The 26,233-nt window shown below is 68.5% G+C and carries 25 protein-coding genes and 1 tRNA gene; 10 read left to right on the plus strand and 16 right to left on the minus strand.

Annotated elements, in window-relative coordinates:
• Nucleotides 1-43 precede the first annotated feature (43 nt).
• Nucleotides 44-610 (minus strand): peptide deformylase, encoded by a 567-nt coding sequence (def, locus tag PIR02_16765; GenBank protein ID WZH36394.1) that lies wholly within the window; start codon nucleotides 608-610, stop codon nucleotides 44-46.
• 41 nt (nucleotides 611-651) lie between these two features.
• Here def and PIR02_16770 point away from each other — a divergent pair, with 41 nt between their 5' ends.
• Complete coding sequence (locus PIR02_16770; protein ID WZH36395.1) at nucleotides 652-1,614, plus strand: DMT family transporter; 963 nt, start codon at nucleotides 652-654, stop codon at nucleotides 1,612-1,614.
• Between the two features lie 187 nt (nucleotides 1,615-1,801).
• Nucleotides 1,802-1,875 (plus strand) — tRNA-Ile (locus PIR02_16775).
• 122 nt (nucleotides 1,876-1,997) lie between these two features.
• Here the strand turns inward: PIR02_16775 and PIR02_16780 are convergent.
• Nucleotides 1,998-3,041: a methionine synthase gene (locus PIR02_16780; GenBank protein ID WZH36396.1), complete on the minus strand. Its 1,044-nt coding sequence runs from the start codon at nucleotides 3,039-3,041 to the stop codon at nucleotides 1,998-2,000.
• On the minus strand, nucleotides 3,038-4,030 hold the full coding sequence (locus PIR02_16785) for a DUF1852 family protein (protein WZH36397.1): 993 nt from the start codon (nucleotides 4,028-4,030) through the stop codon (nucleotides 3,038-3,040). The genes PIR02_16780 and PIR02_16785 overlap by 4 nt, the downstream gene beginning before the upstream one ends.
• A gap of 104 nt (nucleotides 4,031-4,134) precedes the next feature.
• On the opposite strand from PIR02_16785, the gene PIR02_16790 reads away from it, so the two are divergent.
• Nucleotides 4,135-5,085 carry a LysR family transcriptional regulator gene (locus PIR02_16790; GenBank protein WZH36398.1) on the plus strand — a complete coding sequence of 317 codons (951 nt, stop codon included), beginning with the start codon at nucleotides 4,135-4,137 and terminating at the stop codon, nucleotides 5,083-5,085.
• Nucleotides 5,086-5,184: 99 nt separating this feature from the next.
• On the plus strand, nucleotides 5,185-6,114 hold the full coding sequence (locus PIR02_16795) for a methyltransferase (GenBank protein WZH36399.1): 930 nt from the start codon (nucleotides 5,185-5,187) through the stop codon (nucleotides 6,112-6,114).
• 58 nt (nucleotides 6,115-6,172) lie between these two features.
• Here PIR02_16795 and PIR02_16800 read toward each other — a convergent pair whose 3' ends face one another.
• The 5 genes from PIR02_16800 to PIR02_16820 all read right to left on the minus strand — a co-directional run bounded on the left by PIR02_16800 (nucleotide 6,173) and on the right by PIR02_16820 (nucleotide 10,823).
• Nucleotides 6,173-7,195: a CNNM domain-containing protein gene (locus PIR02_16800; GenBank protein WZH36400.1), complete on the minus strand. Its 1,023-nt coding sequence runs from the start codon at nucleotides 7,193-7,195 to the stop codon at nucleotides 6,173-6,175.
• On the minus strand, nucleotides 7,192-8,595 hold the full coding sequence (locus PIR02_16805) for a hemolysin family protein (protein ID WZH36401.1): 1,404 nt from the start codon (nucleotides 8,593-8,595) through the stop codon (nucleotides 7,192-7,194). The genes PIR02_16800 and PIR02_16805 overlap by 4 nt, the downstream gene beginning before the upstream one ends.
• 211 nt (nucleotides 8,596-8,806) lie before the next feature.
• Entirely contained in the window at nucleotides 8,807-9,502 is a 696-nt protein-coding gene (locus PIR02_16810; protein ID WZH36402.1) for a hypothetical protein, read from the minus strand.
• On the minus strand, nucleotides 9,499-10,422 hold the full coding sequence (locus tag PIR02_16815) for an ABC transporter ATP-binding protein (GenBank protein WZH36403.1): 924 nt from the start codon (nucleotides 10,420-10,422) through the stop codon (nucleotides 9,499-9,501). The genes PIR02_16810 and PIR02_16815 overlap by 4 nt, the downstream gene beginning before the upstream one ends.
• Nucleotides 10,419-10,823: a GntR family transcriptional regulator gene (locus PIR02_16820; protein WZH36404.1), complete on the minus strand. Its 405-nt coding sequence runs from the start codon at nucleotides 10,821-10,823 to the stop codon at nucleotides 10,419-10,421. Before PIR02_16820 ends, PIR02_16815 begins: the two co-directional genes overlap by 4 nt.
• A gap of 183 nt (nucleotides 10,824-11,006) precedes the next feature.
• Between PIR02_16820 and PIR02_16825 the strand changes: the two genes are divergently transcribed.
• The gene (locus PIR02_16825; protein WZH36405.1) at nucleotides 11,007-11,333 is read left to right on the plus strand and encodes an ATP-dependent DNA ligase; all 327 of its coding nucleotides are present in this window, start codon (nucleotides 11,007-11,009) and stop codon (nucleotides 11,331-11,333) included.
• A gap of 33 nt (nucleotides 11,334-11,366) precedes the next feature.
• On the opposite strand, the gene PIR02_16830 is transcribed toward PIR02_16825, so the two are convergent.
• Together PIR02_16830 and PIR02_16835 are read right to left on the minus strand one after the other, a co-directional pair.
• On the minus strand, nucleotides 11,367-12,800 hold the full coding sequence (locus PIR02_16830) for a HAMP domain-containing sensor histidine kinase (GenBank protein WZH36406.1): 1,434 nt from the start codon (nucleotides 12,798-12,800) through the stop codon (nucleotides 11,367-11,369).
• Complete coding sequence (locus PIR02_16835) at nucleotides 12,797-13,471, minus strand: response regulator transcription factor (GenBank protein WZH36407.1); 675 nt, start codon at nucleotides 13,469-13,471, stop codon at nucleotides 12,797-12,799. Before PIR02_16835 ends, PIR02_16830 begins: the two co-directional genes overlap by 4 nt.
• Nucleotides 13,472-13,617: 146 nt before the next feature.
• On the opposite strand from PIR02_16835, the gene PIR02_16840 reads away from it, so the two are divergent.
• The 3 genes from PIR02_16840 to PIR02_16850 all read left to right on the plus strand — a co-directional run bounded on the left by PIR02_16840 (nucleotide 13,618) and on the right by PIR02_16850 (nucleotide 15,822).
• On the plus strand, nucleotides 13,618-14,190 hold the full coding sequence (locus PIR02_16840) for a hypothetical protein (GenBank protein ID WZH36408.1): 573 nt from the start codon (nucleotides 13,618-13,620) through the stop codon (nucleotides 14,188-14,190).
• Between the two features lie 77 nt (nucleotides 14,191-14,267).
• Entirely contained in the window at nucleotides 14,268-15,191 is a 924-nt protein-coding gene (locus tag PIR02_16845) for a hypothetical protein (GenBank protein WZH36409.1), read from the plus strand.
• Nucleotides 15,192-15,318: 127 nt separating this feature from the next.
• Nucleotides 15,319-15,822 (plus strand): DUF3145 domain-containing protein, encoded by a 504-nt coding sequence (locus PIR02_16850; GenBank protein WZH36410.1) that lies wholly within the window; start codon nucleotides 15,319-15,321, stop codon nucleotides 15,820-15,822.
• A gap of 142 nt (nucleotides 15,823-15,964) precedes the next feature.
• Here PIR02_16850 and PIR02_16855 read toward each other — a convergent pair whose 3' ends face one another.
• The 6 genes from PIR02_16855 to aceE all read right to left on the minus strand — a co-directional run bounded on the left by PIR02_16855 (nucleotide 15,965) and on the right by aceE (nucleotide 23,655).
• Nucleotides 15,965-17,203, minus strand: coding sequence for a beta-ketoacyl-[acyl-carrier-protein] synthase family protein (locus PIR02_16855; GenBank protein WZH36411.1), 1,239 nt, complete (start codon nucleotides 17,201-17,203; stop codon nucleotides 15,965-15,967).
• A gap of 70 nt (nucleotides 17,204-17,273) precedes the next feature.
• The gene (locus PIR02_16860) at nucleotides 17,274-17,522 is read right to left on the minus strand and encodes an acyl carrier protein (protein WZH36412.1); all 249 of its coding nucleotides are present in this window, start codon (nucleotides 17,520-17,522) and stop codon (nucleotides 17,274-17,276) included.
• A gap of 75 nt (nucleotides 17,523-17,597) precedes the next feature.
• A complete protein-coding gene (locus PIR02_16865; GenBank protein WZH36413.1) occupies nucleotides 17,598-18,602 on the minus strand; it encodes a ketoacyl-ACP synthase III in 1,005 nt (334 codons plus the stop codon).
• Nucleotides 18,599-19,519 (minus strand): ACP S-malonyltransferase, encoded by a 921-nt coding sequence (locus PIR02_16870; GenBank protein WZH36414.1) that lies wholly within the window; start codon nucleotides 19,517-19,519, stop codon nucleotides 18,599-18,601. Before PIR02_16870 ends, PIR02_16865 begins: the two co-directional genes overlap by 4 nt.
• 82 nt (nucleotides 19,520-19,601) lie before the next feature.
• Complete coding sequence (locus PIR02_16875; GenBank protein ID WZH39031.1) at nucleotides 19,602-20,780, minus strand: helix-turn-helix domain-containing protein; 1,179 nt, start codon at nucleotides 20,778-20,780, stop codon at nucleotides 19,602-19,604.
• A gap of 148 nt (nucleotides 20,781-20,928) precedes the next feature.
• A complete protein-coding gene (aceE, locus tag PIR02_16880) occupies nucleotides 20,929-23,655 on the minus strand; it encodes a pyruvate dehydrogenase (acetyl-transferring), homodimeric type (protein WZH36415.1) in 2,727 nt (908 codons plus the stop codon).
• Nucleotides 23,656-23,910: 255 nt separating this feature from the next.
• Between aceE and PIR02_16885 the strand changes: the two genes are divergently transcribed.
• On the plus strand, nucleotides 23,911-24,504 hold the full coding sequence (locus tag PIR02_16885) for a hypothetical protein (GenBank protein WZH36416.1): 594 nt from the start codon (nucleotides 23,911-23,913) through the stop codon (nucleotides 24,502-24,504).
• A 266-nt stretch (nucleotides 24,505-24,770) separates the two neighbouring features.
• Nucleotides 24,771-26,228, plus strand: a complete 1,458-nt coding sequence (locus tag PIR02_16890; GenBank protein ID WZH36417.1) for a hypothetical protein — start codon at nucleotides 24,771-24,773, stop codon at nucleotides 26,226-26,228.
• Nucleotides 26,229-26,233 lie beyond the last annotated feature (5 nt).

The following is a 26,233-nucleotide window of genomic DNA, read 5'->3' on the forward strand; positions in this document are numbered from 1 at the left end:
GCCGCCACGAGGCGCCCACGGACCGGCGACAGAAACCGGTGATTCACGCGTCGATGTCGTCGACTCCCGGCATCCACGAGGCCCCGGGCTTGCCCCACTTGCGCTTCTTGGCGATCTTCGCGACCGTTCGACTGTCGTCGTCGTCGAGCCGATCGACGTAAAGGATGCCGTCGAGGTGATCGAACTCGTGCTGGAGGATGCGCGCACGCCAACCCGTGACCTCGATCCGGACCGGCTGGCCCTCGAGGTCGACCCCCGTCAGCAGAGCGGCCTCGGACCGGCGAAGCGGGAATCGTTCACCGGGGAACGACAGGCACCCCTCCGACTCGTCATCCGGATCGGGGTAGCCCGGCTCGAGCGGGCGGATCCAGAGCTCGGGGTTGATGACGACCCCCCGCCACGGCAGGCCCTCGTCGTCTTCGTACGTGTACGTGAAAATGCGCAGACCCACGCCGACCTGGGGCGCGGCGAGACCGACGCCGGGTGCGGCATCCATCGTCTCGAACATGTCGGCGACGAGCTCGCGCACCTCATCGGTGATCTCGTCGACGCGGGCGGCGGGGGCATGCAGCACGGGATCGCCCATGATGCGAATCGGGAGAACGGCCACGTCACCAGCCTATCCAGCGAGCAGGCGGCTATCGTCGGAGAGTGATCCCGCTCGATGTCTCCCTCAGCGACGGAATCGACCAACTCGTCGGTGTCTTCCGCGACCCCCGCATCCTCCTCGGCATTCCGCTGGCCCTGCTCGGCGCGGTGTTCATGTCGTTCGGTGCGCAGTACCAGCACCGCGGTGTGCAGAAGGTCGAGCGCCTCTCGGGCAAGACCACCGGTGGTCTGTCGCGTTCGCAGTTGACCTCGCTGATCACCCGCCCCTCGTGGGTCGCGGGCACGATCATGCTCGGGCTCGCCATCGTCTGTCAGCTCGCGGCGCTCTCGGTCGCGCCGTTGATCCTCGTGCAGCCCTTGGGGGCGATCGCGCTCGTCATCACGACGATCCTCAATGCCCGCGTCACGCGCCACAAGCCGACCCGCCAGTCGCTCATCGCGATCGCGGCCTGCGTCGGCGGAATCTTCATCTTCGTCACGATCGCCGCCTTCTTCGCGACAGAGCACGAGGTCACCGAACGTGAGCTGCTGATCATCCTCGGCGTCCTGGCCGTCGTGGTCCTCGTGTTCGGTGTCTTCTGGGTCTTGGTGCGCCGCCGCGCCCAGGCGCTGTTCTACATCATGGCTGCGGGTGTCATCTACGGTTTCGTGGCGACCCTGGCGAAGGTCATCATCAGCCGCATCCAGGCGGGCAACTTCGAGTGGCTGACGCTGCTGTGCGTCGTCGCGCTGCTCGCGGCCGTCGCCGTCGGGGCCTACTTCGTGCAGACGGCCTACTCCGTCGGTCCGCCCGACCTCGTCATCGCCGGCCTCACGGTCATCGACCCGATCGTCGCGGTGCTGATCGGCCTTCTCGTGCTCGGCGAAGCCTCGACCGCTCCCGCCTGGGCACTCATCGGGTTCGTGATCGCCGGCGCGATCGCCACGTGGGGCGTCATCCAGCTGACGAAGCACCACCCGCAGATCGCCGCCGACGGCAAGCCGAAGCAGCCGCGCGTCCACTGACGCCTGTGGCGCGCCGCTCGTCGCCGCGCTCGCGCGCCGAGATCACACGATCAGCGCGAGCGCACACGGACCGGCCGCGCCTCATCGTGCGACCTCGGACGGGACGTGTGATCTCGAGGGGAATCACCGAGGCACCCGGTCCGCCGTGGGTGACGGGACACGGATGCCGGTAGGCTCGTCGTCGCTGGGGGCGGTGGCCAAGCTGGTCAAGGCAGCGGGCTCATAACCCGACGATCGTGGGTTCAAGTCCCACCCGCCCTACTGAGACGCCCGCCCGACCCGTCCGCGCGATCAGCGGAGGGCCGGGGACGAGCGGAGGGCCGGGACCCGGCATCCATCCTCCGTTCGTCCCCGGCCCTCCTGCCGTCACGCGGCCCCGCGCGTCACACCAGAGCCGGCGACGACACCTCGTCGCGCACGATCGCAGCACCCGCCGAGAGTGCGCTCATCTTCTCCAAAGCCACGGGACGCGGCAGGGGTGCCATGCCGCAGTTCGTGCTCGGGATCAGCTTGTCGGCGTCCACGAACTGCAGCGCCCGGCGCAGTGTGTCCGCGACCTCTTCAGGAGTCTCGATCGTCTCGCTGGCCACGTCGATCGCGCCGAGCATGACCTTCTTGCCGCGGATGAGCTCGATCAGGTCGATCGGCACGTGCGAATGGTGGCTCTCGAGCGAGACGGCGTCGATCGTCGAGCGCTGCAGCAGCGGGAACGACTCCTCGTACTGACGCCACTCCGACCCGAGCGTCGCCTTCCAGTCGGTGTTGGCCTTGATCCCGTAGCCGTAACAGATGTGCACGACCGTCTCGGCACGCAGCCCCTCGGCCGCGCGTTCGAGGGCGGCGACGCCCCAGTCCTTCATCTCGTCGAAGAAGACGTTGAAGGCGGGCTCGTCGAACTGGATGACATCGACGCCCGCCGCTTCGAGCTCGCGCGCCTCCTGGTTGAGGATCGTCGCGAACTCCCAGGCGAGCTTCTCGCGGCTGCGGTAGTGACGGTCGGACAGCGTGTCGATCATCGTCATGGGTCCCGGCAGGGCCCACTTGATCGGACGGTCGGTCTGGGTGCGCAGGAACGCGGCATCCTGAACGAAGACCGGCTGGCGACGGCTCACCGCCCCGACGACGGTCGGCACGCTCGCATCGTAGCGGTTGCGGATGCGCACCGTCTCGCGGTTCTCGAAGTCGACGCCGTCGAGGTGCTCGATGAAGGTCGTCACGAAGTGCTGGCGGGTCTGCTCGCCGTCGCTGATGATGTCGATTCCACGGCGCTCCTGCTCGTGCACGGCGGAGCGCAGCGCGTCTTTTTTGCCCTCGACGAGCGCGTCACCCTCCAGTTCCCACGGGGCCCAGAGGATCTCGGGCCGGGCGAGCCATGCGGGCTTGGGAAGGCTGCCGACCAGCGCGGTGGGAAGGAGTGCATCGGTCATCGCAGCACCGCCTCGACGTTCGCGGCCCACTCGTCGAGGGCACGGCGGTGCGGGGTGACGAAGTGCTCCTCCGCGTAGCGGCCCTGAGTGACCGCCAGTCGGCTGCGCTCCTCGCGGTCGTAGTCGATGTCGGTACGGACGAAATCGGCCTGATCGAGGGTGGGACGGTAGACCTCACCGGCGGGGGCGACGGCGTTGTAGATCTCGGGGCGGTAGATCTTCTGGAACGTCTCCATCGTGGCGATCGTCCCGGCGAGCTGCAGATCGGAGTAGTCGGCCACGAGATCGCCACGGAAGTAGAAGGCGAGCGGTGCCACGCTCCCGCGCGGCATGAAGTAGCGAACGCGCAGGCCCATCTTGGCGAAGTACTCGTCGGTCAGCGAGAAGGAGTCCTGCTCGTACTCGACGCCCAAGACAGGATGCTCCACACCGGTGCGACGGTAGGTGCGGCTCGTGGAGACGCTGATGCAGATCACCGGTGACAGCGGGAAGAGCTCGCGGTAGGCCGACGACTCCAGGAAGTACTGGAAGATCTTGCCGTGCAGGTCGCCGAAGTCGTCGGGAACCGTGAAGCCGGTCCCTTCGGCATTGGCGGCGGGGAGCACGACGCTGAAGTCGTAGTCCCGGAGATACGACGAGAAGTTGTTGCCGACGATGCCTCGGTGCCGCTCGCCCGTGGTCGAGTCGACGATGTGGACGTCGAGCACCTCGATGACGGGGAACTTCTCGTCGTCGGCGCCGTCGGAGAACTGCAGATGCACCGACACGATGTCGAGTTCGACTCGGTAGCGGTCACGGTCGGGCTCGTGGGATGCCACCAGCTCGTTCAGACGGCGATCCATCATCGACAGGGCGTTGCGAAGATTCTGCTGTCGCCCCTCGCCCCGCGCCAGGTTGGCGAAGTTCGTCGTGACGCGTGAATTCTCGGCGGGAGCGTAGTCCTCGTCGAAGCGGGTGGTGGTGATGCTGAACGTGATGTCGTTCGCCATGGCATGCCAATCGGAGAGGGGCGGGATGCTGCCCCCTCATCGTGCTCGCGAGCGGAAGACATCGGGTAATCCGGCCTCTCTATGTGGAGGTATAGCCTGAGGCTATGTCCCGTCGTCCGAGCGGCATCACGCTGCAACAGCTTCAGTCGTTCATCGAGGTCGCCGCGGAAGGCTCGATCAGCGCCGCGGCCGACCTCCTGTACGTCGCTCAGCCGACGATGTCGGCGGCCATGCGCGACCTCGAAAGCCGTGTCGGGCGCGACCTGCTGGTGCGCTCCGCCCGCGGGGTCACCCTCACCAACGACGGTGTCGAGTTTCTCGGATACGCGCGTCAGGTCGTCGAACAGGCAGAGCTCCTCGAACAGCGCTACCTCGGGCGCCCGCCGTCCCGGCGCCTGCTCGGCGTCTCGGCGCAGCACTACTCGTTCGTCGTCGATGCTTTCGTGCGCCTGGTCAAGGCCACGGACGCGGCCGAGTACGAGTTCTCCCTACGCGAGACCCGCACCTGGGACATCATCGAAGACGTCCGCACGCTCCGCAGCGAGCTCGGGGTCCTCTTCCGCAACGACTTCAACCGCAATGTCATCGACAAGCTCCTCCGCGACTCGGGGCTGGCTTTCCACCCGCTGTTCATCGCCGACCCCCACATCTTCGTCTCGCGACGCAACCCGCTCGCGTCACGCGATCGCGCCACCCTCGACGATCTCGTGGGGCTGCCACGACTCACCTTCGACCAGGGGGCGAACAACTCGTTCTATTTCGCGGAAGAGATCCTCTCCACTCTCTCGAGCGCGCAGGAGATCCGGGTATCCGACCGCGCCACGATCTTCAACCTGATGATCGGTCTCGACGGGTACACGATCTCGACCGGCATCATCAGCGACGACCTCGACCCCGAGATCGTCGCCGTCCCGCTCGATGTCGACGAACGCATCGAGATCGGCTGGATCGGTCGCACGGCGATCCCGCTCACCGAGCTCGCCCAGCGCTACCTCGCCGAGATGCGTTCGGTCGTCGTCGAGGCGGGAGTGGCGCTGGCCGAGAACAACGCGTGACACCGCCGGGGCTTCCCGTCGCCCACCCGGATGCCGGCATCCGACGCGACCAATACGCTCGATCAAGACGCTTGATCGAAACGACGGGAGCCCCATCGCGTGAGCAGGAACACCGCCGACGTCCTGGCGCGGCTGTACTTCGCCGTCCAGGCCACCGGCGGAGCCGCATGGTGGGTCGCCGTGTTCACCGTTCCCCTCGTTCGCACCGCGACGCTCGGCGGTCTCGACCCGGTGATCGTCGCGGTCGTCGACATCCCGCTGTTCGTGGCGGCATCCGGTCTCGCCGCCGTGGCGCCGCGGCGCGTTGCGCGCATCGCCGGTCTGATCGCTACCGCGTGGACGATCGCGGTCACCCTGTCGCTCGCTCTCTACGCGACACTCACGACTCTCGCCGGGTGGGGTGTGCTGATCATGGTCGCGGCATCCTCGGGGTCGATGCTGGCTCTGTCTCTTCTGTGGCTCGGCCGGATCCCGACGGCCTGGCTCCTGGTCGGCCCGTTCGCATTCCGCCCGGCCCGACCGCGCGAATCTCCTCTCGCGCACGTGCGTGCGACGGCGGTCCAGATCGTCGTGTTCTGGGGGATGTTCCTCGTCGTCTTCCCGCTGGTGATCGCTTTCCTGGAGCAGCGGTGGGGTCTCGCCCTCCCGCTGCCCGCGGGAACTGCCCTGGTGGGAGCTGTCCTCGTCGGTGCGGCGAGCCTGCTGGGCCTGGCCGCGGCCGCGGCGCTGACGGTGAAGGGAGACGGAACACCGCTGCCCTCGGCGATGCCGAACCGGCTGGTCATCGCCGGACCCTACCGCTGGGTACGGAACCCGATGGCCGTCGCCGGAATCGTCCAGGGGGTCGGCGTCGGCTTGATCCTGCAGTCATGGCTCGTGGTGATGTGGGCGCTCGTGGGTTCTCTCGTGTGGAACTACGCGATCCGCCCCCACGAAGAGGCCGACCTCGCCTCGACCTTCGGCGACGACTATCGCCGATACAGCGAGCACGTGCGCTGCTGGGTGCCTCGACTGTCGGCGCGGGCGTGAACACGACGCCGGCCCCGTCCCCCACCCGTCGGGTGGGAGCGGGGCCGGCGACTCGTCGTTACCGCGTGACCTCCGCGAGCTCACCCGGGCCGGGCAGGATCTCGCGCAGCAGATCGTCGAGGGTGACGACACCGAGGAGGCGCTCTCCGTCGACCACCGTGGCCAACTGCACGCGCCCGCGGCGCATGCGGGCCAGGGCGTCGTACGCAGAGGCATCCGGTTCCAGCACGAGAGGCTCGCGGGCGATCTCCAGAGCCGGGGTCGCCGGGTCGACCGTCAACGTCTCGCGCACGTGCGCGACACGAGACGACGCGCCCGTGCCGACGAGGATCCGCAAGTGCGTCGATGATGCCGCCACGGCCTGGATGTCCGCCACGGTTGCCTCGGCCGGGACGCTCGTGGGGGAGCGGTCCGTCCGCACGATGTCACCGACGGTCAGCGTACCCAGGGCGATCGCCTGGGCGATCGGCTCGGAGTACTGCACCTCGAGCGTGCCCGCCTGACGCGAGTGCGCCACGAGCTCGCGGATCGTGTCCGCGTCCTGTCCACCCGCGGCCGCCTTGTCGACAGGCTCGACTCCCGACGCCTTCACCAGGCGGTTCGCGATGTGGTTGATCCACAGCAGGAACGGACGCAGGGGCCAGGTCATGGCTCGGGCCAGGATGCCGGTCGCCTTCGCCGCTGTCTCGGGGTGCGCGATCGCCCACGACTTCGGGGCCATCTCACCGATGACGAGGTGGAGGAAGGTGACGACGATCAGCGCGAGCATGAACGCGATGATGTCGGCGAGGATGTACGGCAGACCCCACGCTTCGAACACCGGCGCGAGCGCATAGTCGATCGCCGGCTTCGTGATGGCACCGAGCAGGAAGGTGCACGCGGTGATGCCCAGCTGCGCGAAGGCGAGCATGACGGTCAGCTCGTTGACACCGCGCAGGGCGGCGCGCGCCGAGGCGCTCGTGGCCGCTTCCTCCTCGAGGCGGTGACGGCGCGCGGCGAGCAGCGCGAACTCCACGATCACGAAGAACGCGCTCGCGACGATCAGCAACGCGGTGACGAGGGCGACTGTCCAGCCGTTCATCGGGCCACCTCCTCGTCGAGGCCCGGCTCTTGCGTGACGGGCTCGGCATCCCGGTCCACCTCGTGCAGGCGCACCGCGAGCTGGGAGGGCACGTGACGATCGACCTCGACGACCTCGATGGTCAGCCACCTCTCGATGTCGAGACCCTGCACGCTCTCGGACGGCCTCTCGGGCAGATCGACGCGGACGACGGCACCGATCGTCGGCAGGTCGCCATGCGTCTCGATGACGAGTCCCGCTGCTGTCTCGGCGTCGGTCTCGGCCAGGTCGTGGCCGATGACGCGCTCGAGCTCGTCGAGGTGCAGGTCGCCGGGTACCGTCCACGCGTCGTCGCCGACGGCGGCGACCTCCGCGGTCTCGGCGTCGTGCTCGTCGGACAGTTCGCCGATCACTTCTTCGGTGAGGTCTTCGATGGTGAGGATGCCATCGAAGTTGCCGTACTCGTCGACCACGCACGCGAGCTCGTTGCGGGTCTTGCGCATCCGGTCGAGGGCGACCGGCAACATCATCGAGGTGGGGAGCACGACCGCGGGGCGCATGACCGTGGCGACCGTCGCATCGTCGGAGGGCTGCTCGCGGAGAAGGTCGATGAGCTCGACCACACCCACCGGGGAGTCCTCGTCACCGATGACCGGGTACCGCGTATGACCGGATGCCATGAGGGCGCGCACCTCGCCCACGGTGGTGTCGGGGGTGACCGAGTCGATCTGGGAGCGCGGGATCATCGCGTGCTCGACGTCACGCTGGGGGAAGTCGAGGATGCGGTCGATGATCATCGACAGGTCGTCAGGGAGGTCACCGCTCTGGCGCGACTCCTCGATGATGGCCTCCAGGTCGCGCGCGGTGGCACTCTCATCGACGTCTTCGAGCGGCTCGATGCGCAGCAGACGCAACAACGCGTTGGCGGCGACGTCGAAGACGGTGATGAGCCAGCCGAAAAGCATGAGGTAGATGCGGGTCGGAACGGCGAGGGCTCTGGCGAGCGGCTCGGGGCTCGCGATCGCGAGGTTCTTCGGATACAGCTCACCGAAGATCATCGTCACGACGGTGGCCAGCAGCAGTGCGCCGGTGGTTCCGACGAGCACAGAGACCGCGGGATCGATGCCCACTCCGCCCAGCAGGGTCCCGATGGACTCGCCGATCAGCGGCTCGGCGACGTAACCGATGAGCAGTCCCGTCACGGTGATACCCAGCTGAGCGCCGGACAGCATGAACGAGGTGCGCTTGGTGATCGCCAGGACGCGCTTCGCCTGGGCGTCACCCTTTTCGGCAAGAGCTGCGAGGCGCGATCGATCGACGGACATGTACGCGAACTCTTGAGCGACGAAGAAGCCGCAGGCGACGATGATCGCCAGAGTCACGATGACACCCACCAAGAGTGTCAGAGCCGCAGCCAGCATCAGATTTCACCCCCTCTCGAAACGAGGGGGCTCGAAGATCGGCCCTCCTGGTCGGGGGAGGTTCGGTGATGGCTCACGGGTTTTCTCTCTCGTGGGTCGGTTGATCGGAGATCGTCCTCAACTGTATCGACCGGCAGAACCCCCGGGCTGAGCATTGACCGCGTAAAAACGGGGCCGGACCGCGCGCGGCCCGACCCCGTCCGTCGTGCGGTCAGGGAGTCGCGCGCCGCAGGGTGAGGAACGACGACGAGGCGAGCACCGCGACCAGCAACAGCCCCCACAACGCCATGCCGAAGGCCCCGAGCGCCGCGCCGCCCTCGATGACCGTGGGCCACGAGCGGGTGAGGGTCACGACGCCGATGAGAGCGACCACGACGAGCGAGACGGCGATCAGGGTCACCGTGAGCACGAGGGTGCCGAAACGCTTGAAGATGGTCGCGGCCCAGAATCCCATGACGAAGAAAAACATCGCCACGGCGAAGAAGGTGACGCCGGCCGCGAGGGGACCGGCCTCCCACAACCACGGCATGTAGAAGAAGTATCCGTTCATGCCGTACCCGTCGGTGGCCTGCTCGACCTGACCACCGATGACGAAGACGGTCGAGAGCACGACAGCGGTCATCCCCGCGGTCACTAGGGTTCCGGCGAAGAACTCGCGGCGCGTCACGCTCATGGCCTGCGAGAACGGGAACGTGCGCGTCAGCGCCTGCGCCCCGATGACGCCGAAGTACCACAGGGGCGCCTGCGCGCCGCCGCTGATCTTGACTCCGTCGACACCCGCTGCCGCGATGATCCCGTAGACGAGGAGACTGAGACCCAACGCCCCGAAGAGGATGATCAACGGAAGCCACAGGAATGTCTGGCGGTTGATCAGTTGCAGGCGAACGACGTTCAGCGTGCGGTTCATCGCAGCGCTCCTTCCGGGACAGCGGCGCCGGCTGTCGCCGCGGCGCGCGGGCCCGCACTCTGGGCGCGCCGCACGATGAGTTGTTGCAAAGAGACGGGAGCGACCTCGAGTCGCGCCTCGACGAGGGCACGGCGGTCGATCGGCGTGAGCTCGCCGATGACGGTGACGGATGCCACGCCCCCGAGGCTCTCGCGATGGATGATCTCGCGCCCCGAGCAGAAGGCGTCGACCGCGGTCGCGTCACCGATGATCGTCGCCGCGCCGTGGCGCACGGCATCCGTGTCATCGTCCATGACGATGCGTCCGCCATCCAGCACGATCACCTTCTCGAGGAGGTTGGACACCTCATCGATCAGGTGGCTCGAGAGGATGATCGTGCGCGGGTGGTCGCCGTAGTCCTCGAGCAGGCGGTCGTAGAAGATCTGGCGAGCGACGGCGTCGAGGCCCAAGTACGGCTCGTCGAAGAACGTGATCTCCGACCGCGAGGCGAGACCGATGATGACGCCCACCGCCGACAGCTGGCCCCGTGAGAGCTTCTTGATGGGGCGGGTGAGCGGCAGCTGGAAGTCGCGCACCAGACGGTCGGCGAAGGCCTGATCCCAGTTCGGGAAGAACAGCCGAGCAGCGCGGAACGCGTGGCTGGCTTTCGCGTCGTCGGGGTACTTCTGGCTCTCCCGGACGAAGCACATGCGGGACAGGACGCGCGGGTTCTCGTAGGGATCCTCACCGAAGACGCGCGCCTCTCCGCTCGAGGCGAGGTTCTGGGCGGTCAGGATCGACATGAGGGTGGTCTTCCCCGCGCCGTTGCGGCCGAGCAGACCGTAGATGGCATCCTTCTCGATCCGGAAAGACACGCCATCGAGGGCGAGTCCGCCCCGGTAATGCTTCGTGAGGCCAGATGCCTCGATCACGGCGGTCATCGTGTGGCTCCTTCTTCAATGCGGGGGGAGGGGGTGGAGGAAACGACATCGGCGCGTTCGCGGATGAGGTCGGCGAGGTCGTCGGGACCGAGTCCGAGGGTCCGGGCCTCGGCGAGGAGTGGTTCGACGAAGCGGTCGGCGAAAGCGGTCCGTCGTTCTTTCAAGAGGTTCTCCCGTGCGCCGGCGGCGACGAACATGCCGATCCCTCGGCGCTTGTAGAGCACACCCTTGTCGACCAACATGCTGATTCCTTTCGCGGCGGTGGCGGGGTTGATGCGGTGGAACGCGGCGAGCTCATTCGTCGACGGCGCACGAGTCTCCTCGGCGAGGGAGCCGTCGACGATCGATTCTTCGACGCTCTCGGCGATCTGGAGGAAGAGCGCTCTGCCGTCGTCGATCATGCGATCTCCGTCCGTTGGTTCATTACTTGACTAACTAACCATCTAACGAGCACGAGCTCGCTGTCAAGGACTGAGATATCTCGCGGCGTGAGATAATGGAGGCACCCCGCATTGCTGCGCTTCCCGGCGCGGTCCCGCCCTTTGCATCACAGGTCGCTTTAGTGCGCCAGAAAAGGACAAGCCGTGGGACGCCTCATCTACCGCGATCGCGCATCGTTCGACATCGACGACCGCATCCTCGCCCACCTCCGCATCGTGATCATGAACAAGTTGCGCCGCAACGAAGGGTTCATGCTGCAGCTCCCCGTCAACGAGGGGGTTCGTCAAGCCAGCATCTGGGTGCACGCGTCCAACGCCCTCGTCCTGCAGTTCTACGGCGGTCGTGAGCCGTCGATCGACCGCGAGCTCGTGGATCAGATGATGCACGACGCCAGCAGCGCCGACGGCCTCACGTTGCTGTCGACGGGTCCGGTCATCGCCTCGGCCACCCCGGCGCGCGCCGCGCGCTGAGTCCGAGCCAGCGCAGCCGCCGCGGGGAGTCCGTCAGTCGTCGTGCGCGTGTCCTACGCGCGGAACGGTGACGACGAACACAGCACCCTGCGGGGACGGCACACACCGCACGTCTCCACCGTGGGCACGGGCGATCCCGCGCGCGATCGGCAGACCGAGGCCGACCCCCGATGCCGCGCGCGCGGGATCCAGCCGCACGAGACGGTCGAAGATCCGCTCGCGATCGGCATCCGGGATTCCGGGGCCATCGTCCGCGACGGTGAGGGTGGCGTCCGCGCCCCCCTCACCCACCGACAGCCGGACCGATCCGCGCCCGTCGGTGGCGCGTGCAGCGTTCTCGACGAGGTTGGAGAGGACCTGCGCGAGGCGGTCCACGTCCACGGACGCCATGACCGCGGCATCCGGAACCGCGGATCGCACCTGCAGATGCGGATGCACGAGCTGAGCACGTTGCACCTCGCCGTCCACGAGCGCGCGGAGATCGACGTCGGACATGCTCAGTTCGAGACCGCCGTCGACCCTCGCCATCATGAGAAGGTCGTCGACAAGACGAGAGGCCCGGGCCGCCTCACGCGCGACCTGAGCGGCGAGCACCTCACGCTCGGGCCCGTCCAGGTCGGCGCGCACCAGCGTATCGGCGGCGGCACGAATGCCCGCGACCGGGGTACGCAGTTCGTGTGCGGCATCCGAGAGGAACGCGCGCAGCCGGGATTCCGCCTCCCGAGCGGTCTCCTCGGCACCCACCACGTCATCGAGCATGTCGTCGAGCGCCGTGGCCACGCGTCCGATCTCGGTATCTGACCGCGTGGGACGAAGCCGCCGTGCACGTTCGCCCGCGCCGATCGACCGCGCCACCTCCGACACCTGGTCGAGCGGGCGCAGTGAGGCGCGCACGACGAGCGTGACGGCGCCGGCCGCGAGGGCCAGGACGCCCGCCGACGCGATCGTCATGATCCATCGCACTTGGACGAGCGTCTCGCTCACGCCCACCGCCGACGCCGTGAGGGTGAGCGTCGATCCGTCGCTCAGCGTCGATCGCAGCGTGACGAGATCGTCGTCGCCACTGACGTCGGAGGCGACGACCGTCACGTCCGATCCGCCCGGAGAGGACTGCGGTGAGTCCCGTTCTCCGGGCCCCGGGCCGCCTGGTCCGGGAGGACCGTCGCGGAGCTGGTCGGGACTGGGACCCGCGACGATCGATCCGCCCGCCGCGCTGTCGATGCGTACCGCGAGACCCTGATCGGAAAGACGCTCGGCGAGGTCGGCGTCGTCGACCGTGCCGACGAGCGACGCCGCGGCGGCTGCGCGATCGCGCAGGCGCTCTTCGATCTGTCCGCGCAACCGCGCACCGAGGGCCAGGTCGACCACCACCGACAACACGATCAACAGGAGCGCGACGAGCGCGACCACGGCGATGATCGTGCGGCGGCGCAGTGACCCGGACCGGAGGGCCGATGAGCTCGTCACGACGTCTCGCTCATGCGGTACCCGAGACCGCGCACCGTGTGGATCAACCGGGGCCCGTGCGCCTCCATCTTGCGCCGGAGGGCGCTGAGATGCACCTCGACGAGGTTGGGGTCGTAGTCGTCATAACCCCACACCTGCGTGAGGATCTGCGCTTTCGAGAGGGTGCGTCCGCGACTCTCCGCGAACAGCTGTAGGAGACGGAACTCCGTGGCCGTGAGATCGAGTGCGCCACCCGCACGACGGGCGACGGCCGCATCGGGATCCACGACCAGGTCACCCACCGTGACCGTCTGGGGGAGACGTCCGCGGCGTCGGAGGACCGCGCCGACGCGCGCGACGAGCTCGGCCACCGTGAACGGCTTGACCACGTAGTCGTCGGCGCCCTCGGCGAACCCCCGTAGGCGATCGTCGACCTCGTCGCGCGCCGTGAGCATGATCACGGCGGTGTCACCCGCCGCCCGGATGACGGGCAGCAACCGGATGCCGGAGGGTCCGGGCATCATCCAGTCCAGCACGATCAAATCCGGACGGAACGCCGCCATCCGGCTCGACAGATCGGTGCCGTCCGACGCTCCCTCGGCGGTGAAGCCCTCGGACCGTAACGCGGTGACGACGCTGAGGCGGATCGTGTCGTCGTCATCCACGACGAGGATGCGGGCGGGGGTGGACATCCCGCCCACGGTAGGGGCGGGTGCTGTGCGCTTCGTATGCGAAAGCTATGGCATCCCGTCGCCGTCACGAGCTTCAGGTTCGCTTCAGTCCCGGCTCGAAGGCTGGACATCGACGCCGGAGAACCCTCCGGCCAGGAAGGATCATCATGACCGACGACGACAACCCCACCCTCCCGCTGCCACGCCAGGAGGCGCAGCCCGAACCCGTCCGCTCCCGGTGGGCGCGTCCCGCCCTCATCGTTGGTGCCGTGGTCGTGGCCGTGGGCCTTGCGGGGGGTTCCGCCGCGCTCGCGACACAGGGGGGCGGGTCCCCGTCCCTCGCGGCCGCATCGACGACCTCGGCTCCGAGCGCCGACGGCGGCTCCGGGCCGGGGACCATGCCCCTCCCGAGCGGAGCCACGACCGACGCGCCGACCCCCGGGACGCAGCCCACGCCGGGGACGACGCCCACCGCCCCGGCAGACGGCACCGCTCCTGCGGCCCCGGAAGGCGCACCGACGCCGGGTGCGTGCGGCCCGGGCGGCGCGGGACCGGATGCCACGGGCCCTGAAGCCAAGGGACCGGGGCCGGGCGGCGCCACCCCGCCCGCCGACGGGCAGGCACCCACCCCGCCCGAGGGTGCACCCACCCCGCCCGAGGGTGGACCCACTCCGCCCGCCGACGGCCAGGCGCCCACCCCGCCGACCGACGCACCCACCGCGCCCACCCCGGGCAGCTGAGAACCGCACCGCGCCGACCACCGCGCCACGCGCCCCGCGTGCAGCGTGTGGTCAGCGCGGTGCGGCACGATCGATGCATGAGTACACGGCGACCCCCGGCCCGCCGTCCCTCTCGTCACCGACGACCACCGCGTCGTCGCCCGTCGCGGCGCGTCACCGCGGCCGTGCTCCGGCGCCGCCGTATCACCGTCGGTGTGCTCGTGGCGGTGGGCTCCCTCGCGATCCTCGGACTTCTCGTCTCTGCGATCGTGCCGCTGGCCGGTCTCGCGTCGGCCTGGAACACGGAGACGCGCCGCGAGAGCATCTCGCTCTCCGACTTCGACCCGGGTCGCCTCATCGACGATGCGACGTTCTACGACGGCGACGCGATGACCGCCGACGAGATCCAGCGATTCCTCGACGACAAGATCGGGCCGTGCCGCACCGACACCTGCCTCAACGTGCTGCGAACGACCCTGCCGGGCCGCGATGCGATCGTTTCGGATGCCACCGGCGAGACCATCTGCGAGGCGTACGACGGGGGAGACCTTCGTGCGGCCGAGATCATCGACCGCGTGCAGCGGGCCTGCGGGATCTCCGCGAAGGTGCTTCTCGTCACGCTCCAGAAGGAGCAGAGCCTCGTCTCGGGCCGAACGGCGCGAGGTCCCGACCAGATGGCTCTCAGCGCCGCGATGGGCGCGCGGTGCCCCGACGACGCGCCGTGCGACCCGGGGCTGTCGGGTTTTGCGACGCAGATCGCCCAGGGTGCCGCCGATCTGAAGTCGTACAGCGCCTCCGGCTTCATGCGGCAGCCGGGGACCCACTGGATCGCCTACTCACCGGATCCCGACTGCGGAGGATCCGACGTGGTGATCGAGAACGAGGCGACCGCCGCCCTGTACAACTACACGCCGTACCAGCCGAACGTCGCCGCGCTGGCAGCCACCTGGGGCACCGGCGACGCGTGCTCGTCGTACGGCAACCGGAACTTCGCCCTGTACTGGAAGCTCTGGTTCGGCTGACGCTCTCACGGGCGAATCACAGTGTTGTGATTTCGTTATGTCCGGGCGATAATGACCGAGACAACAGAACATCGCCGTGACTCCATCACAGGTCGTAGGGGAAGACGTACCTGACGAAGGAGAGACCATGGCGACCACGTCTTCGCGCGGAGTGATCCTCATCCACTCCGCGCCCCGCGCGTTGTGCCCCCACCTGGAGTGGGCGGTGGGACGCGCTCTCGGCCGTGCCGTGAACTTCGACTGGACCGACCAGCCGGTGCTCACGGGCAGCCGGCGTGCGGAGTTCTACTGGGAGGGACCAGTCGGAACCGGCGCTGCCCTCGCCAGCGCGATTCGCGGGTGGGAGCACCTGCGTTTCGAGGTGAGCGAAGACCCCACGCCTCGCAGCGATGGTGGTCGGTGGATGCACACGCCGGGACTCGGCATCCACTATGCCCAGACCGACGCAGCCGGCAACGTCGTGATCGGCGAGGACCGCGTCCGCTATGCGATGGAAGTCGCCGCGGGAGACGCGTTCGAGCTGCAGCGCGAGCTCGACGTCGCTCTGGGGTCTGCGTGGGACGAAGAGCTCGAACCCTTCCGCCACGCCGGGGACGACCAGCAGATCGTGTGGCTGCACAAGGTCGGGTGAGACCGTCGGGAGGGGAGGCGCCACTACCGGAGGCCGGTGACCGTTCCCGGCATCGGGACCGCGTATCCCTCACCCGATCGAAAGACGAACGCCCCCGCCATCCCCGAAGCAGTCGGGGGATGCCGGGGGCGTTCGGCCGTGATCAGACCGAGGCGATCGCGACGACGGCGTTGTGCCCGCCGAAACCGAACGAGTTGCTGATCGCGAGCTGGTCGCCCGATCCCAACTCGACGGGGGAGCCGGACAGCGCGAACGGAACCTCGGGGTCCTGCTCGGTGAGGTTGATGGTGGGCGGCGCGACGCGGTTCTGCAGCGCGAGCACCGTGAAGATCGCCTCGAGGGCGCCCGTTCCTCCGAGCAGGTGCCCGGTCGAAGCCTTCGTCGCCGACACGGGGATCTCGTCGACGCGCTCCCCGAACACCGCGCGCAACGCCTGGTACTCGTTGGGGTCGCCGACCGGCGTCGAGGTGGCGTGCGCGTTGATGTGCGTGACGTCGTCGGCCGAGGCACCGGCCATCTCGAGGGCCATACGCACAGCGCGGGCCGCTCCGCGACCCTCGGGGTCGTTCGCGGTGATGTGGTAAGAGTCGGCGGTCACGCCGCCACCCACGATCGACGCGTAGATCTTGGCGCCGCGAGCCTTGGCGTGCTCCTCGGTCTCGAGGATGAGCACGCCGGCACCCTCGCCCATCACGAAGCCGTCGCGGTCAATGCTCGCGGGGCGCGAGGCCGTCTCCGGGGAGTCGTTGCGCTTGGACAGCGCCTGCATCGACGCGAACGAGGCGATCGTGATGGGGTGAATGGCCGATTCGGTGCCGCCCGCGATCACCACATCGGCGAGGCCGTCGCGGATGTGCTGCACGGCGTTGACGATCGACTCGGTGCTCGAGGCACAGGCGGACGCCACGGTGCGAGCGAACGCCCGGGCGTTGAAGTGGAGGGAGAGGTTGCCCGCCGCGGCGTTGGGCATGAGCATGGGCACCGTCATCGGCATGACGCGACGCGGGCCCTTCTCACGCAGCACGTCCCAGGCGTCGAGCAGGGTCCAGACGCCACCGATGCCGGTGGCGAAGTCGACACCGAGACGATCGGGGTCGATCTCGGGGGCGCCCGCGTCTTCCCACGCCTCTTTCGCGGCGACCATCGCGAGCTGCGAGGAGGGGTCGAGGCGTTTGGCGACGGGACGCTCGAGGACGGTCTCGGGGCGCACGAGTGCCTCCGCCGCGAAGGTGACGGGAAGCTGGTACTTCTCGACCCATTCGTGCTCGAGGGTGCGCGCGCCGGAGGTGCCGGCCAGCAGGGCGGACCAGCTCTCGGGTGCCGTCCCGCCGATGGGCGAGGTGGCTCCGATGCCGGTGACGACGATGCGGGGTGTGCTCATGGGGTGCGAAATCCTTGGGTCCGGACCGAGAATGCCTGACCGGTGGGGGCCGAAGCCCCCACCGGGAGAATCAGGCCTGGTTCGAGGTGATGAAGGTGACGGCGTCGCCGACGGTCTTGAGGTTCTTGACCTCGTCGTCGGGGATGGTGACGCCGAACTTCTCCTCGGCGTTGACGACGATCGTCATCATCGAGATGGAGTCGATGTCGAGGTCGTCCGTGAACGACTTCTCGAGGGCGACCTCGTCGGCCGAGATGCCGGTCTCGTCGGTGATGAGCTCGGCCAGGCCTGCGAGAACCTCGTCGTTGGTGAATGCCATGATTTCTCCTGTTCGTGGGTCGGCCCGTGCGGTTACCCGTGGGCCTGGATCAGTCTAGAGTTCGACGACGCTGCGTCAGGGAAGGACGACGACCTGCGCGCCGAAGACCAGACCGGCACCGAAGCCGATCTGCAGCGCGAGCCCGCCGCTGAGCTCGGGGTGCTCCTCGAGCAGTCGGTGGGTGGCGAGGGGGATGGATGCCGCCGAGGTGTTGCCCGTGGTCTCGATGTCGCGACCGATGATCACCGTCTCGGGCAGTCCGAGCTGCTTGGCGAACTCGTCGATGATGCGCATGTTCGCCTGGTGGGGGACGAAGGCCGCGAGGTCGCCGGGCTCGATACCCGCGGCCTCGATCGCCTGACGCGCGACCTTGACCATCTCCCAGACGGCCCAGCGGAACACCGTGGGACCTTCCTGGCGAAGCGTCGGCCACGGGGCCGCCCCGTCGCGGAACTCGGTGAGGGTGGCGTTCATGCCCACGGCATCCGCCTTCGACCCGTCCGAGCCCCAGATCGTGGGGCCGATGCCGGGCGTGTCGCTGGGGCCGACGACCACGGCCCCCGCGCCGTCACCGAGCAGGAACGAAATACTGCGGTCGGTCGGGTCGACGATGTCGCTGAGCTTCTCCGCTCCCACGACGACGACGTGCTTCGCGAGCCCCCCGCGGATGAGGGCGTCCGCCTGGCCCACGCCGTAGGCGAAACCTGCACATGCGGCGTTGACGTCGTAGGCCGCGGCCGGGTTCGCCCCGATGCGGTCCGCCACGATCGCCGACGCCGACGGGGTCTGCTTCGGGTTGCTGATGGTCGCGACGATCACCGCGTCGATGTCGGCGGGGCTCACGCCCGACTTCTCGACGGCCTCGCGAGCGGCCTCGGATGCCAGGTCGATGGCATCCGTGTCCTTGTCGGCGCGAACACGCGTGACGATGCCCGTGCGCTGGCGGATCCACTCGTCGCTGGAGTCGATGGGACCGACGAGATCGTCGTTCGGGATGAAGTTCTCACCGCGGGCGGCGCCGTACGCATAGATCCGCGTGTGGGCCGGTCCCTGCAGCTGGCGGAGGGTGGGGGTGCTCATGCCTGGTCTTCCTTCAGCAGTGAGACGGCCGCGTCGAGGTCGTCGGGGGTCTTGACCGCCACGGTCGGCGTTCCACGCAGAGCCCGCTTGGCGAGCCCGGTCAACGCGCCCGCGGGCGAGAGTTCGATGATGCCGGTGACGCCCTGCTCGGCGAACGACGCCATGCAGCGGTCCCAGCGCACGGGGGAGGCGACCTGCGCGACCACGAGATCGAGCGCCCGGCGTCCGTCGGCGACGACGGAGCCGTCAGAGTTCGTCCACAGCGTCAGGGCCGGGTCGGACACCGCGACGTCGGCGGCGGCGGCGCGCAGGGTCTCGACGGCGGGCTCCATGAAGCGCGTGTGGAAGGCGCCGGCCACCTGCAGCGGAACGACCCGCGTTCCGCGCGGTGCCTCTGCGGCGAGCTCGGCGAGGGCCGGCAGCTCGCCCGCGGCGACGATCTGGCCGCCGCCGTTGTAGTTGGCCGGGGTGAGGCCGAGTGCGGCGAGGCGCTCGAGCACGGCCGACTCGTCACCGCCGACCACGGCGCTCATGCCGGTTTCCGTGATCGCCGCGGCTTCCGCCATCGCGCGGCCACGAATGCCGACGAGACGAAGCGCGTCGCTCTCCGACAGGACACGGGATGCCGCCAGAGCAGAGATCTCGCCGACGGAGTGCCCCGCGACCCCCGCGACGGCCGCGTCCGCTCGCTCGCTCAGCGCGGCCCACGACAGCAGGCTCGCAGCGACGATCAGGGGCTGAGCGACACTCGTGTCACGGATGCGGTCGGCATCCCCCTGCGTCCCGGCGGCGATGAGGTCGACACCGGCCTGCTCGGAGTAGGCGGTGAGGCGCTCTCGCGCCCCATCAAGTTCGAGCCAGGGGGAGAGGAACCCGGGAGTCTGCGACCCCTGCCCGGGGAAGACGGCGATGATCACCGTCCCATCCTGCCAAGGATCGAGCCGGGTCTTATGGAGGTATCGACACAGATATGCGGCGTGTCTTTGTGCGCGCCGTGCATCAACGAGCTGCGGCAGAGCGGCGACCGGCGATTCCCCGTCGGCGTGTGGCGTCGGTTCCGATGGATCCGAGGATGAGGGCCGTCTGCAGGATAAGGGCTTCGCGGGGGCCCGTGGCATCCCATCCGATGACCTCGGACACGCGCTTCAAGCGGTAGCGGACGGTGTTGGGATGCACGTAGAGCTCTCGGGCCGTCGCCTCGAGGGAGCGCCCGTTGTCGAGATAACTCCACAGGGTCGCGACGAGATCGGTGCTGTGCGCGTGCAGCGGACGGTAGACGCGGTCCACGAGGGTCTGCTTCGCCACGGCATCACCCGCGAGGGCGCGCTCGGGGAGCAGGTCGTCCGCCTCGACCGGTCGTGGCGCGTTGCGCCATGCGCGCGCCACAGCGAAGCCCGCCAACGCCGCGCGGGCGCTTTGGCCGGCGTCGACCAGAGCCGCCACCGCGGGTCCGAGCACGAGGTGCCCCGACCCGAAGCCGGGTTCGAGCCGCTTGGCGATCTCGGTGAAAGGAAGCTCCGTCGTGTCGTCGCCGGCGCGTGTCGGGAGTTCGGCGCGGCCGAGCACGAGCACGAGGCGCGAGCCCTGGACCCCGATCAGCACGTCCACGCCGAGCTTGCGCGCCGTGCGGCGCACCTGATCGACGTCGAACTGCGGGGGAGTCGTCCCGACGAGCACAGCGACCTCGCCGTGGCCGTGCCACCCCAGTGCGGCGATACGGCTCGGCAGCTCCTCGTCGGCCTCGCCCGTCAGGATCGAGTCGACGACGAGCGCTTCCAGCCGCGCATCCCAGAGGCCGCGGGCTTCCGCTGCGCGCGCGTAGACGTCCGCCGCGGCGAACGCCACCTCGCGCGAGTACAGGAGCATGGCCTCGCGCACGCTCTTGCTGCGACCGGCGACACGCTCCTCCATCACCTCGACGGTGACGCGGACCAGTTGCAGCGTCTGCGTCAGGCTCACGCTGCGCAGCAGCTCCCGGGGGGCGGCCGCGAAGATGTCCGACGCGATCGCCGGTGTCTGGGCCGGATCCTCGACCCACTGCGTGAACGAGGTGATGCCCGCCTGCGCCACGAGGCCGACGGCGGACCGCCGAGCCGGCGGCATCCCCGCGTACCACGGGAGGGTCTCTTCCAGACGCTGGATCGTCGCCGTCGCGAGGTCGCCCGAGATGCGACGCAGCCAGACGAGCGTCTCTTCCTTGTCGCGGGCGACCCGGTCGAGGTCGGCGGAGGAGGGCGCAGCCGCTTCAGCACCGGGAGTAACGCGGTCGGGACCGGCCCCGCCCGCGAGGGGAGAGCCGGTCCCGACCGTGGGGTCACTCACGCGATCAGGCCTCGCCACCCGCGTTGCCGCTGGTGCCGGCGTTGACGTCGTGCAGGCGGTACTTCTCGATCGCCTGTCCGACGACGGCGCGGTCGACCTTGCCCTCCTCGGCCAGCGCCTGCAGAGCGCGGACGGCGAGCGAAGGTCCATCGATCTTGAAGAAGCGACGGGCCGCTGCGCGGGTGTCGGAGAAGCCGAAACCGTCGGCACCGAGCGTCCAGTAGTTCTGCGGAACCCACTGCCGGATCTGGTCCTGAACCGCGTGCATCCAGTCGCTGACCGCGACGACGGGGCCTTCGGCTTCCTTCAGCTTGTCGGTGAGGTAGGCCACGCGGGGCTCTTCCTCGGGGTGCAGGAAGTTGTGCTCGTCGGCGGCGAGACCGTCGCGACGCAGCTCCGTCCACGAGGTGACCGACCACACGTCGGCGACGACACCCCAGTCGTCCTTCAGCAGACGCTGCGCCTCGAACGCCCACGGCACACCGACGCCCGAGGCGAGCAGCTGCGTGCGGGGACCGTCGCCCTCGCCCGAGGAGATGTGGTGGATGCCGCGGACGATACCGTCGACGTCCACGTTCTCGGGCTCGGCCGGCTGCACGTACGGCTCGTTGTAGACCGTCATGTAGTACATGACGTTGGGGTCGGGGTGGTTGCCGCCGTACATGCGCTCGATGCCCGATCGGACGATGTGCGAGATCTCGTACCCGTAGGCCGGGTCGTACGACACGGTCGCCGGGTTCGTGGATGCCAGCAGCTGCGAGTGTCCGTCGGCGTGCTGGAGGCCCTCACCGGTCAGGGTCGTGCGGCCGGCGGTGGCGCCGATGATGAAGCCACGTGCCATCTGGTCGCCGGCGGCCCACTGGGCGTCTCCCGTGCGCTGGAAGCCGAACATCGAGTAGAAGACGTAGACCGGGATGAGCGGCTCGCCGTGGGTCGCGTACGCCGTGCCGGCCGCGGTGAACGCCGCGAGGGCGCCCGCCTCGTTGATGCCGACGTGGATGATCTGGCCCTGCGGGCTCTCCTTGTACGCCAGCAGCAGCTCGCGGTCGACGGAGGTGTAGTGCTGGCCCTTGGGGTTGTAGATCTTCGCCGTCGGGAAGTACGCGTCCATACCGAACGTGCGCGCCTCGTCGGGGATGATCGGCACGATGCGGTGACCGAAGTCCTTGACCCGCAGGAGGTCCTTCAGCAGACGTACGAACGCCATGGTGGTGGCGATCTCCTGGGTGCCGGAGCCCTTCTTCGGCAGCGCGTAGGCGGAGTCGCCCGGAAGCTCGAGGCCCACGTGTGTCGAGCGACGCTCCGGGAGGAAGCCGCCGAGCGCACGACGGCGCTCGAGCATGTATTTGATGGTCTCGTCGTTCTCGCCGGGGTTGTAGTACGGCGGCTGGTAGGGGTTCTCGTCGAGCTGCGCGTCGGTGACGGGGATGTCCATCGCGTCGCGGAACGCCTTGAGGTCGTCCAGCGTGAGCTTCTTCATCTGGTGCGTGGCGTTGCGGCCCTCGAAGTGGGGACCGAGACCGTAGCCCTTGATGGTCTTGGCGAGGATGACGGTCGGCTGGCCCTTGTGCTCCTTGGCCGCCTTGAACGCCGCGAAGACCTTGCGGTAGTCGTGCCCACCGCGCTTGAGGCCCCAGACCTGCTCGTCGGTGTAGTCCTTGACGAGTTCGAGGGCCCGCGGGTCACGGCCGAAGAAGTTCTCGCGCACGTACGCGCCGTTCTCGGCCTTATAGGTCTGGTAGTCGCCGTCGGGGGTGCTGTTCATCAGGTTGAGAAGCGCGCCCTCGGTGTCGCGGGCGAGCAGGTCGTCCCACTCGCGGCCCCAGACGACCTTGATGACGTTCCATCCGGCGCCGCGGAAGAAGCTCTCGAGCTCCTGGATGATCTTGCCGTTGCCGCGTACCGGGCCGTCGAGGCGCTGGAGGTTGCAGTTGACGATGAAGGTCAGGTTGTCGAGGCCCTCGTTGGCTGCGACCTGGAGCTGACCACGGCTTTCGACCTCGTCCATCTCGCCGTCGCCGAGGTAGGCCCAGACGTGCGAGTCGGAGACATCCTTGATGCCGCGGTTCGAGAGGTACTTGTTCGACATCGCCTGGTAGATGGCGTTGATCGGACCGAGACCCATCGACACCGTCGGGAACTGCCAGAACTCCGGCATGAGACGCGGGTGGGGGTACGACGGGATGCCGTTCGGCGCCTGCGACTTCTCCTGACGGAAGCCGTCGAGCTGCGCCTCGGTGAGACGACCCTCGAGGTAGGCGCGGGCATAGGCGCCGGGGGAGGCGTGACCCTGGATGAAGATCTGGTCGCCGCCGGACGGGTCGTCGAGACCGCGGAAGAAGTGGTTGAAGCCGACCTCGTACAGCGCCGCCGACGAGGCGTAGGTCGAGATGTGGCCACCGACGCCGATGCCGGGGCGCTGGGCGCGGTGCACTGTGACGGCCGCGTTCCAGCGGATCCACTTGCGGTAGCGGCGCTCGAGCTCTTCGTCGCCGGGGAACTCCGGTTCGTTCTGCTGCGAGATGGTGTTGATGTAGTCGGTGGTCGGAACCATCGGCACGTTGAGGTGCAGTTCCTTAGAGCCCTTGAGAAGGCTCAGCATGATCTCGCGAGCGCGAGCCGGACCCTTCGCCTGAACGAGCTGTCGCAGGGATTCCTGCCACTCCCCGGTCTCTTCGGGGTCGCTGTCCTGCGGCCCTTGCGAATACGGATCCTGGTCGTGAACAGTCACGGAAGACCTTTCGTCGTCTGGCAGGTCATGCCAGAGAATCGCCATACGAGTGCGGCAACCCTTGTTCGCTCCGCACAATCAACCATCGTCCAGCCTAGCGAGAAACACCGACGACGGATGCGCGTGGGGCTCGCGCCGGCCTCGCGCATGCAGGACGCTTCGACATCGAACCATTCCACGACATCGTCGACGGGAGACGGATGCCACCCCCTGGCGATCGCAGGGAGACCCGGGCGCGGGGTCTACCCTGAGCGCGTGAGTGACCGAGAATCCGCAGCGTTCCGCACGCGCCCCGAGCATCGCTGGCCGGTTCTCATCGCCCTGGCTGTGGGGACGGGGCTGTACGCGGTCCTGCCGAGCGACGCCTCGGGCGTTCTGCGGTACATCGTGGTCGCGGCGGGCGTGCTCTGTGCGATCCCGATGGTCGTCACCAACCCTTCGCGGTTGACACGGGAATCGCGTGTCGGAAGGGGCTTCGCTCTGGCCTTCACCGCGCTGCTCCTCGCGGCCAATCAGGTGGCACTGTTCCTGCTCGTCCATCAGTTGCTGCAGGGCGAGGGGAGCGGCGCGGCCACCCTGCTCGGTGCGGCCCAGGTGTGGGCCATCAACGTCATCGGCTACGCCGTCGTGTACTGGGAGATGGATCGGGGAGGTCCCATCGCACGGCGTCGCGACCCGCGCGATGCGCTGCCGGCCGCCGATTTCCAGTTCCCGCAGGACTCCGACCGCGATGCGGTGAGCGAGGTCGCGCGCGGCGCTCGTCCGACGTCGAAGACTGGGCGCCCGGCTATGTCGATTACCTGTACTTCTCGGCATCCAACGCGATGGCCTTCAGCCCCACGGACGTGATGCCGCTGAGCACCCGCGCGAAGCTGTTCATGATGGCCCAGGCCATCTCGGGGTTCATCCTCCTGGCGCTCGTCATCGCGCGCAGCGTGAACGTCCTGGCCTGACCTCGATCCGTTCCTTGTGCGGCATCCTGCGGTGCCCTATGTTCGGCGCCAGATCCACGTCAGATCCGATGGCGTACGCCGGGCCCCGTGCAGCATCCGTGCCCTCCGAGCCTGCTGCTTGCCGTGGCGTCTTCCCGTCCATCGTCTGACCAAGGAGCACCCATGTCGCGCACGCCCGATCCGTCCATCGACGACACGGCGGGAGCCGTTCCCCGCCGGCTGCTGTTCACCACCGCCGCTGCGGGGGTCGCGACCGTCGTCGGGGTCGCGGCCGCGTCTCCTGCCGCTGCCGCACCCGGCACCACCTCCTGGTTGCTCGGCGGCAATACGGGGGTTTCCACCGACGGCTCGAACTTTCTCGGCCCGACGAATGCGGGCGCACCGCTCATCTTCAAGACGCGCCAAAGCGGTCAGGCCGCGGCCAGCGAGCGGCTGCGGATCACCGCGACCGGGTCGGTGGGCATCGGTACCGCCACCCCCGCCGCGAAACTCGAGGTGGTGACCGCGGGGGTCGCATTCGCCGGCACCACCACCAGCACCAGTGTCTCCTCCACCGCGGTGAAGGCGAGCGCGAAGAACGGCGTCGCCGTCCGCGCAACGGCCACCACCGGAAACGGCGTGGACTCCACCTCGACCGGCGGCATCGCCGTGCGAGGGACCTCGAAGTACATCGGGGTGTCCGGCGAGGGCGACTCCTACGGGGTGTTCGCGACGTCGAAATCGTACGGCGTCATCTCCTCGGGCGACGACGTCGGGGGCCAGTTCACCGGCGCGATCGGCGCCTACGGCATCTCCACCAGCGACTCCGGCGTGCTGGGACGAGGTCCGATCGGCGTGCGCGCCGAAGGACCGACCGGTCTCAGCGCAGCGGCGACCACATCGGGGCAGGGCATCGCCGTTCTCGGGATCGCGGGGGAGTACAGCCTGTACGGCAACAACGCCGCAACCGCCGGCGTGCGCGTGGATTGCGACTACGTCGGCGCGTGGGGGACCGGTGGTTCATACGGGATGTTCGCCCAGGCGCGCGGCACCTCGGGCACCAACTACGGTCTGTATGCGACGACGCTGAGCGGTGACGGCTACGCCGTCTACGCGCAAGGGCGCGTGCATGTGAACGGCACACTGAGCAAAAGCGCCGGCTCGTTCTTGATCGACCACCCCCTCGACCCCGAGAACAAGTGGCTCTCGCACTCGTTCGTCGAGTCGCCCGACATGATGAACGTGTACAACGGCATCGTCACCACCGACGCCGACGGCAACGCGACCGTGGCGCTGCCCGACTACTTCGACGCCTTGAACCGGGACCCGCGCTATCAGCTCACCGTGATCGGAGAGTTCGCTCAGGCGATCGTGTCACGCAAGGTCGCTGAGAATTCGTTCGACATCCGCACCGATCGCGGCAACATCGAAGTCTCATGGCAGGTCACCGGAATCCGACAGGATGCCTACGCCCAGGCCCACCCGATCCAGGTCGAGCAGGACAAGACCGACGACGACAAGGCCGCCTCCGGGAACGCCTCGCGGCGAAGCGACGGCGCCGCAGATCCTCGCGCACCCCGGGCGTCGGAGGTGGTGCTGCCTCAGTCGGCGCCGGTGCCCGACGCCCCGCCTCTTCAGTGACGATA

Origin of the sequence: Microbacterium enclense, assembly GCA_038182865.1 — a bacterium.
Lineage (GTDB): Bacteria > Actinomycetota > Actinomycetes > Actinomycetales > Microbacteriaceae > Microbacterium > Microbacterium enclense_B.

Coding starts and splice junctions, on each gene's coding strand:
- PIR02_16780 (WZH36396.1), bottom strand. CDS start 3,041: ATGACCGATGCACTCCTTCCCACCGCGCTGGTCGGCAGCCTTCCCAAG.
- PIR02_16785 (WZH36397.1), bottom strand. CDS start 4,030: ATGGCGAACGACATCACGTTCAGCATCACCACCACCCGCTTCGACGAG.
- PIR02_16790 (WZH36398.1), top strand. CDS start 4,135: ATGTCCCGTCGTCCGAGCGGCATCACGCTGCAACAGCTTCAGTCGTTC.
- PIR02_16800 (WZH36400.1), bottom strand. CDS start 7,195: ATGAACGGCTGGACAGTCGCCCTCGTCACCGCGTTGCTGATCGTCGCG.
- PIR02_16805 (WZH36401.1), bottom strand. CDS start 8,595: ATGCTGGCTGCGGCTCTGACACTCTTGGTGGGTGTCATCGTGACTCTG.
- PIR02_16810 (WZH36402.1), bottom strand. CDS start 9,502: ATGAACCGCACGCTGAACGTCGTTCGCCTGCAACTGATCAACCGCCAG.
- PIR02_16815 (WZH36403.1), bottom strand. CDS start 10,422: ATGACCGCCGTGATCGAGGCATCTGGCCTCACGAAGCATTACCGGGGC.
- PIR02_16820 (WZH36404.1), bottom strand. CDS start 10,823: ATGATCGACGACGGCAGAGCGCTCTTCCTCCAGATCGCCGAGAGCGTC.
- PIR02_16835 (WZH36407.1), bottom strand. CDS start 13,471: ATGTCCACCCCCGCCCGCATCCTCGTCGTGGATGACGACGACACGATC.
- PIR02_16840 (WZH36408.1), top strand. CDS start 13,618: ATGACCGACGACGACAACCCCACCCTCCCGCTGCCACGCCAGGAGGCG.
- PIR02_16845 (WZH36409.1), top strand. CDS start 14,268: ATGAGTACACGGCGACCCCCGGCCCGCCGTCCCTCTCGTCACCGACGA.
- PIR02_16850 (WZH36410.1), top strand. CDS start 15,319: ATGGCGACCACGTCTTCGCGCGGAGTGATCCTCATCCACTCCGCGCCC.
- PIR02_16855 (WZH36411.1), bottom strand. CDS start 17,203: ATGAGCACACCCCGCATCGTCGTCACCGGCATCGGAGCCACCTCGCCC.
- PIR02_16860 (WZH36412.1), bottom strand. CDS start 17,522: ATGGCATTCACCAACGACGAGGTTCTCGCAGGCCTGGCCGAGCTCATC.
- PIR02_16865 (WZH36413.1), bottom strand. CDS start 18,602: ATGAGCACCCCCACCCTCCGCCAGCTGCAGGGACCGGCCCACACGCGG.
- PIR02_16890 (WZH36417.1), top strand. CDS start 24,771: ATGTCGCGCACGCCCGATCCGTCCATCGACGACACGGCGGGAGCCGTT.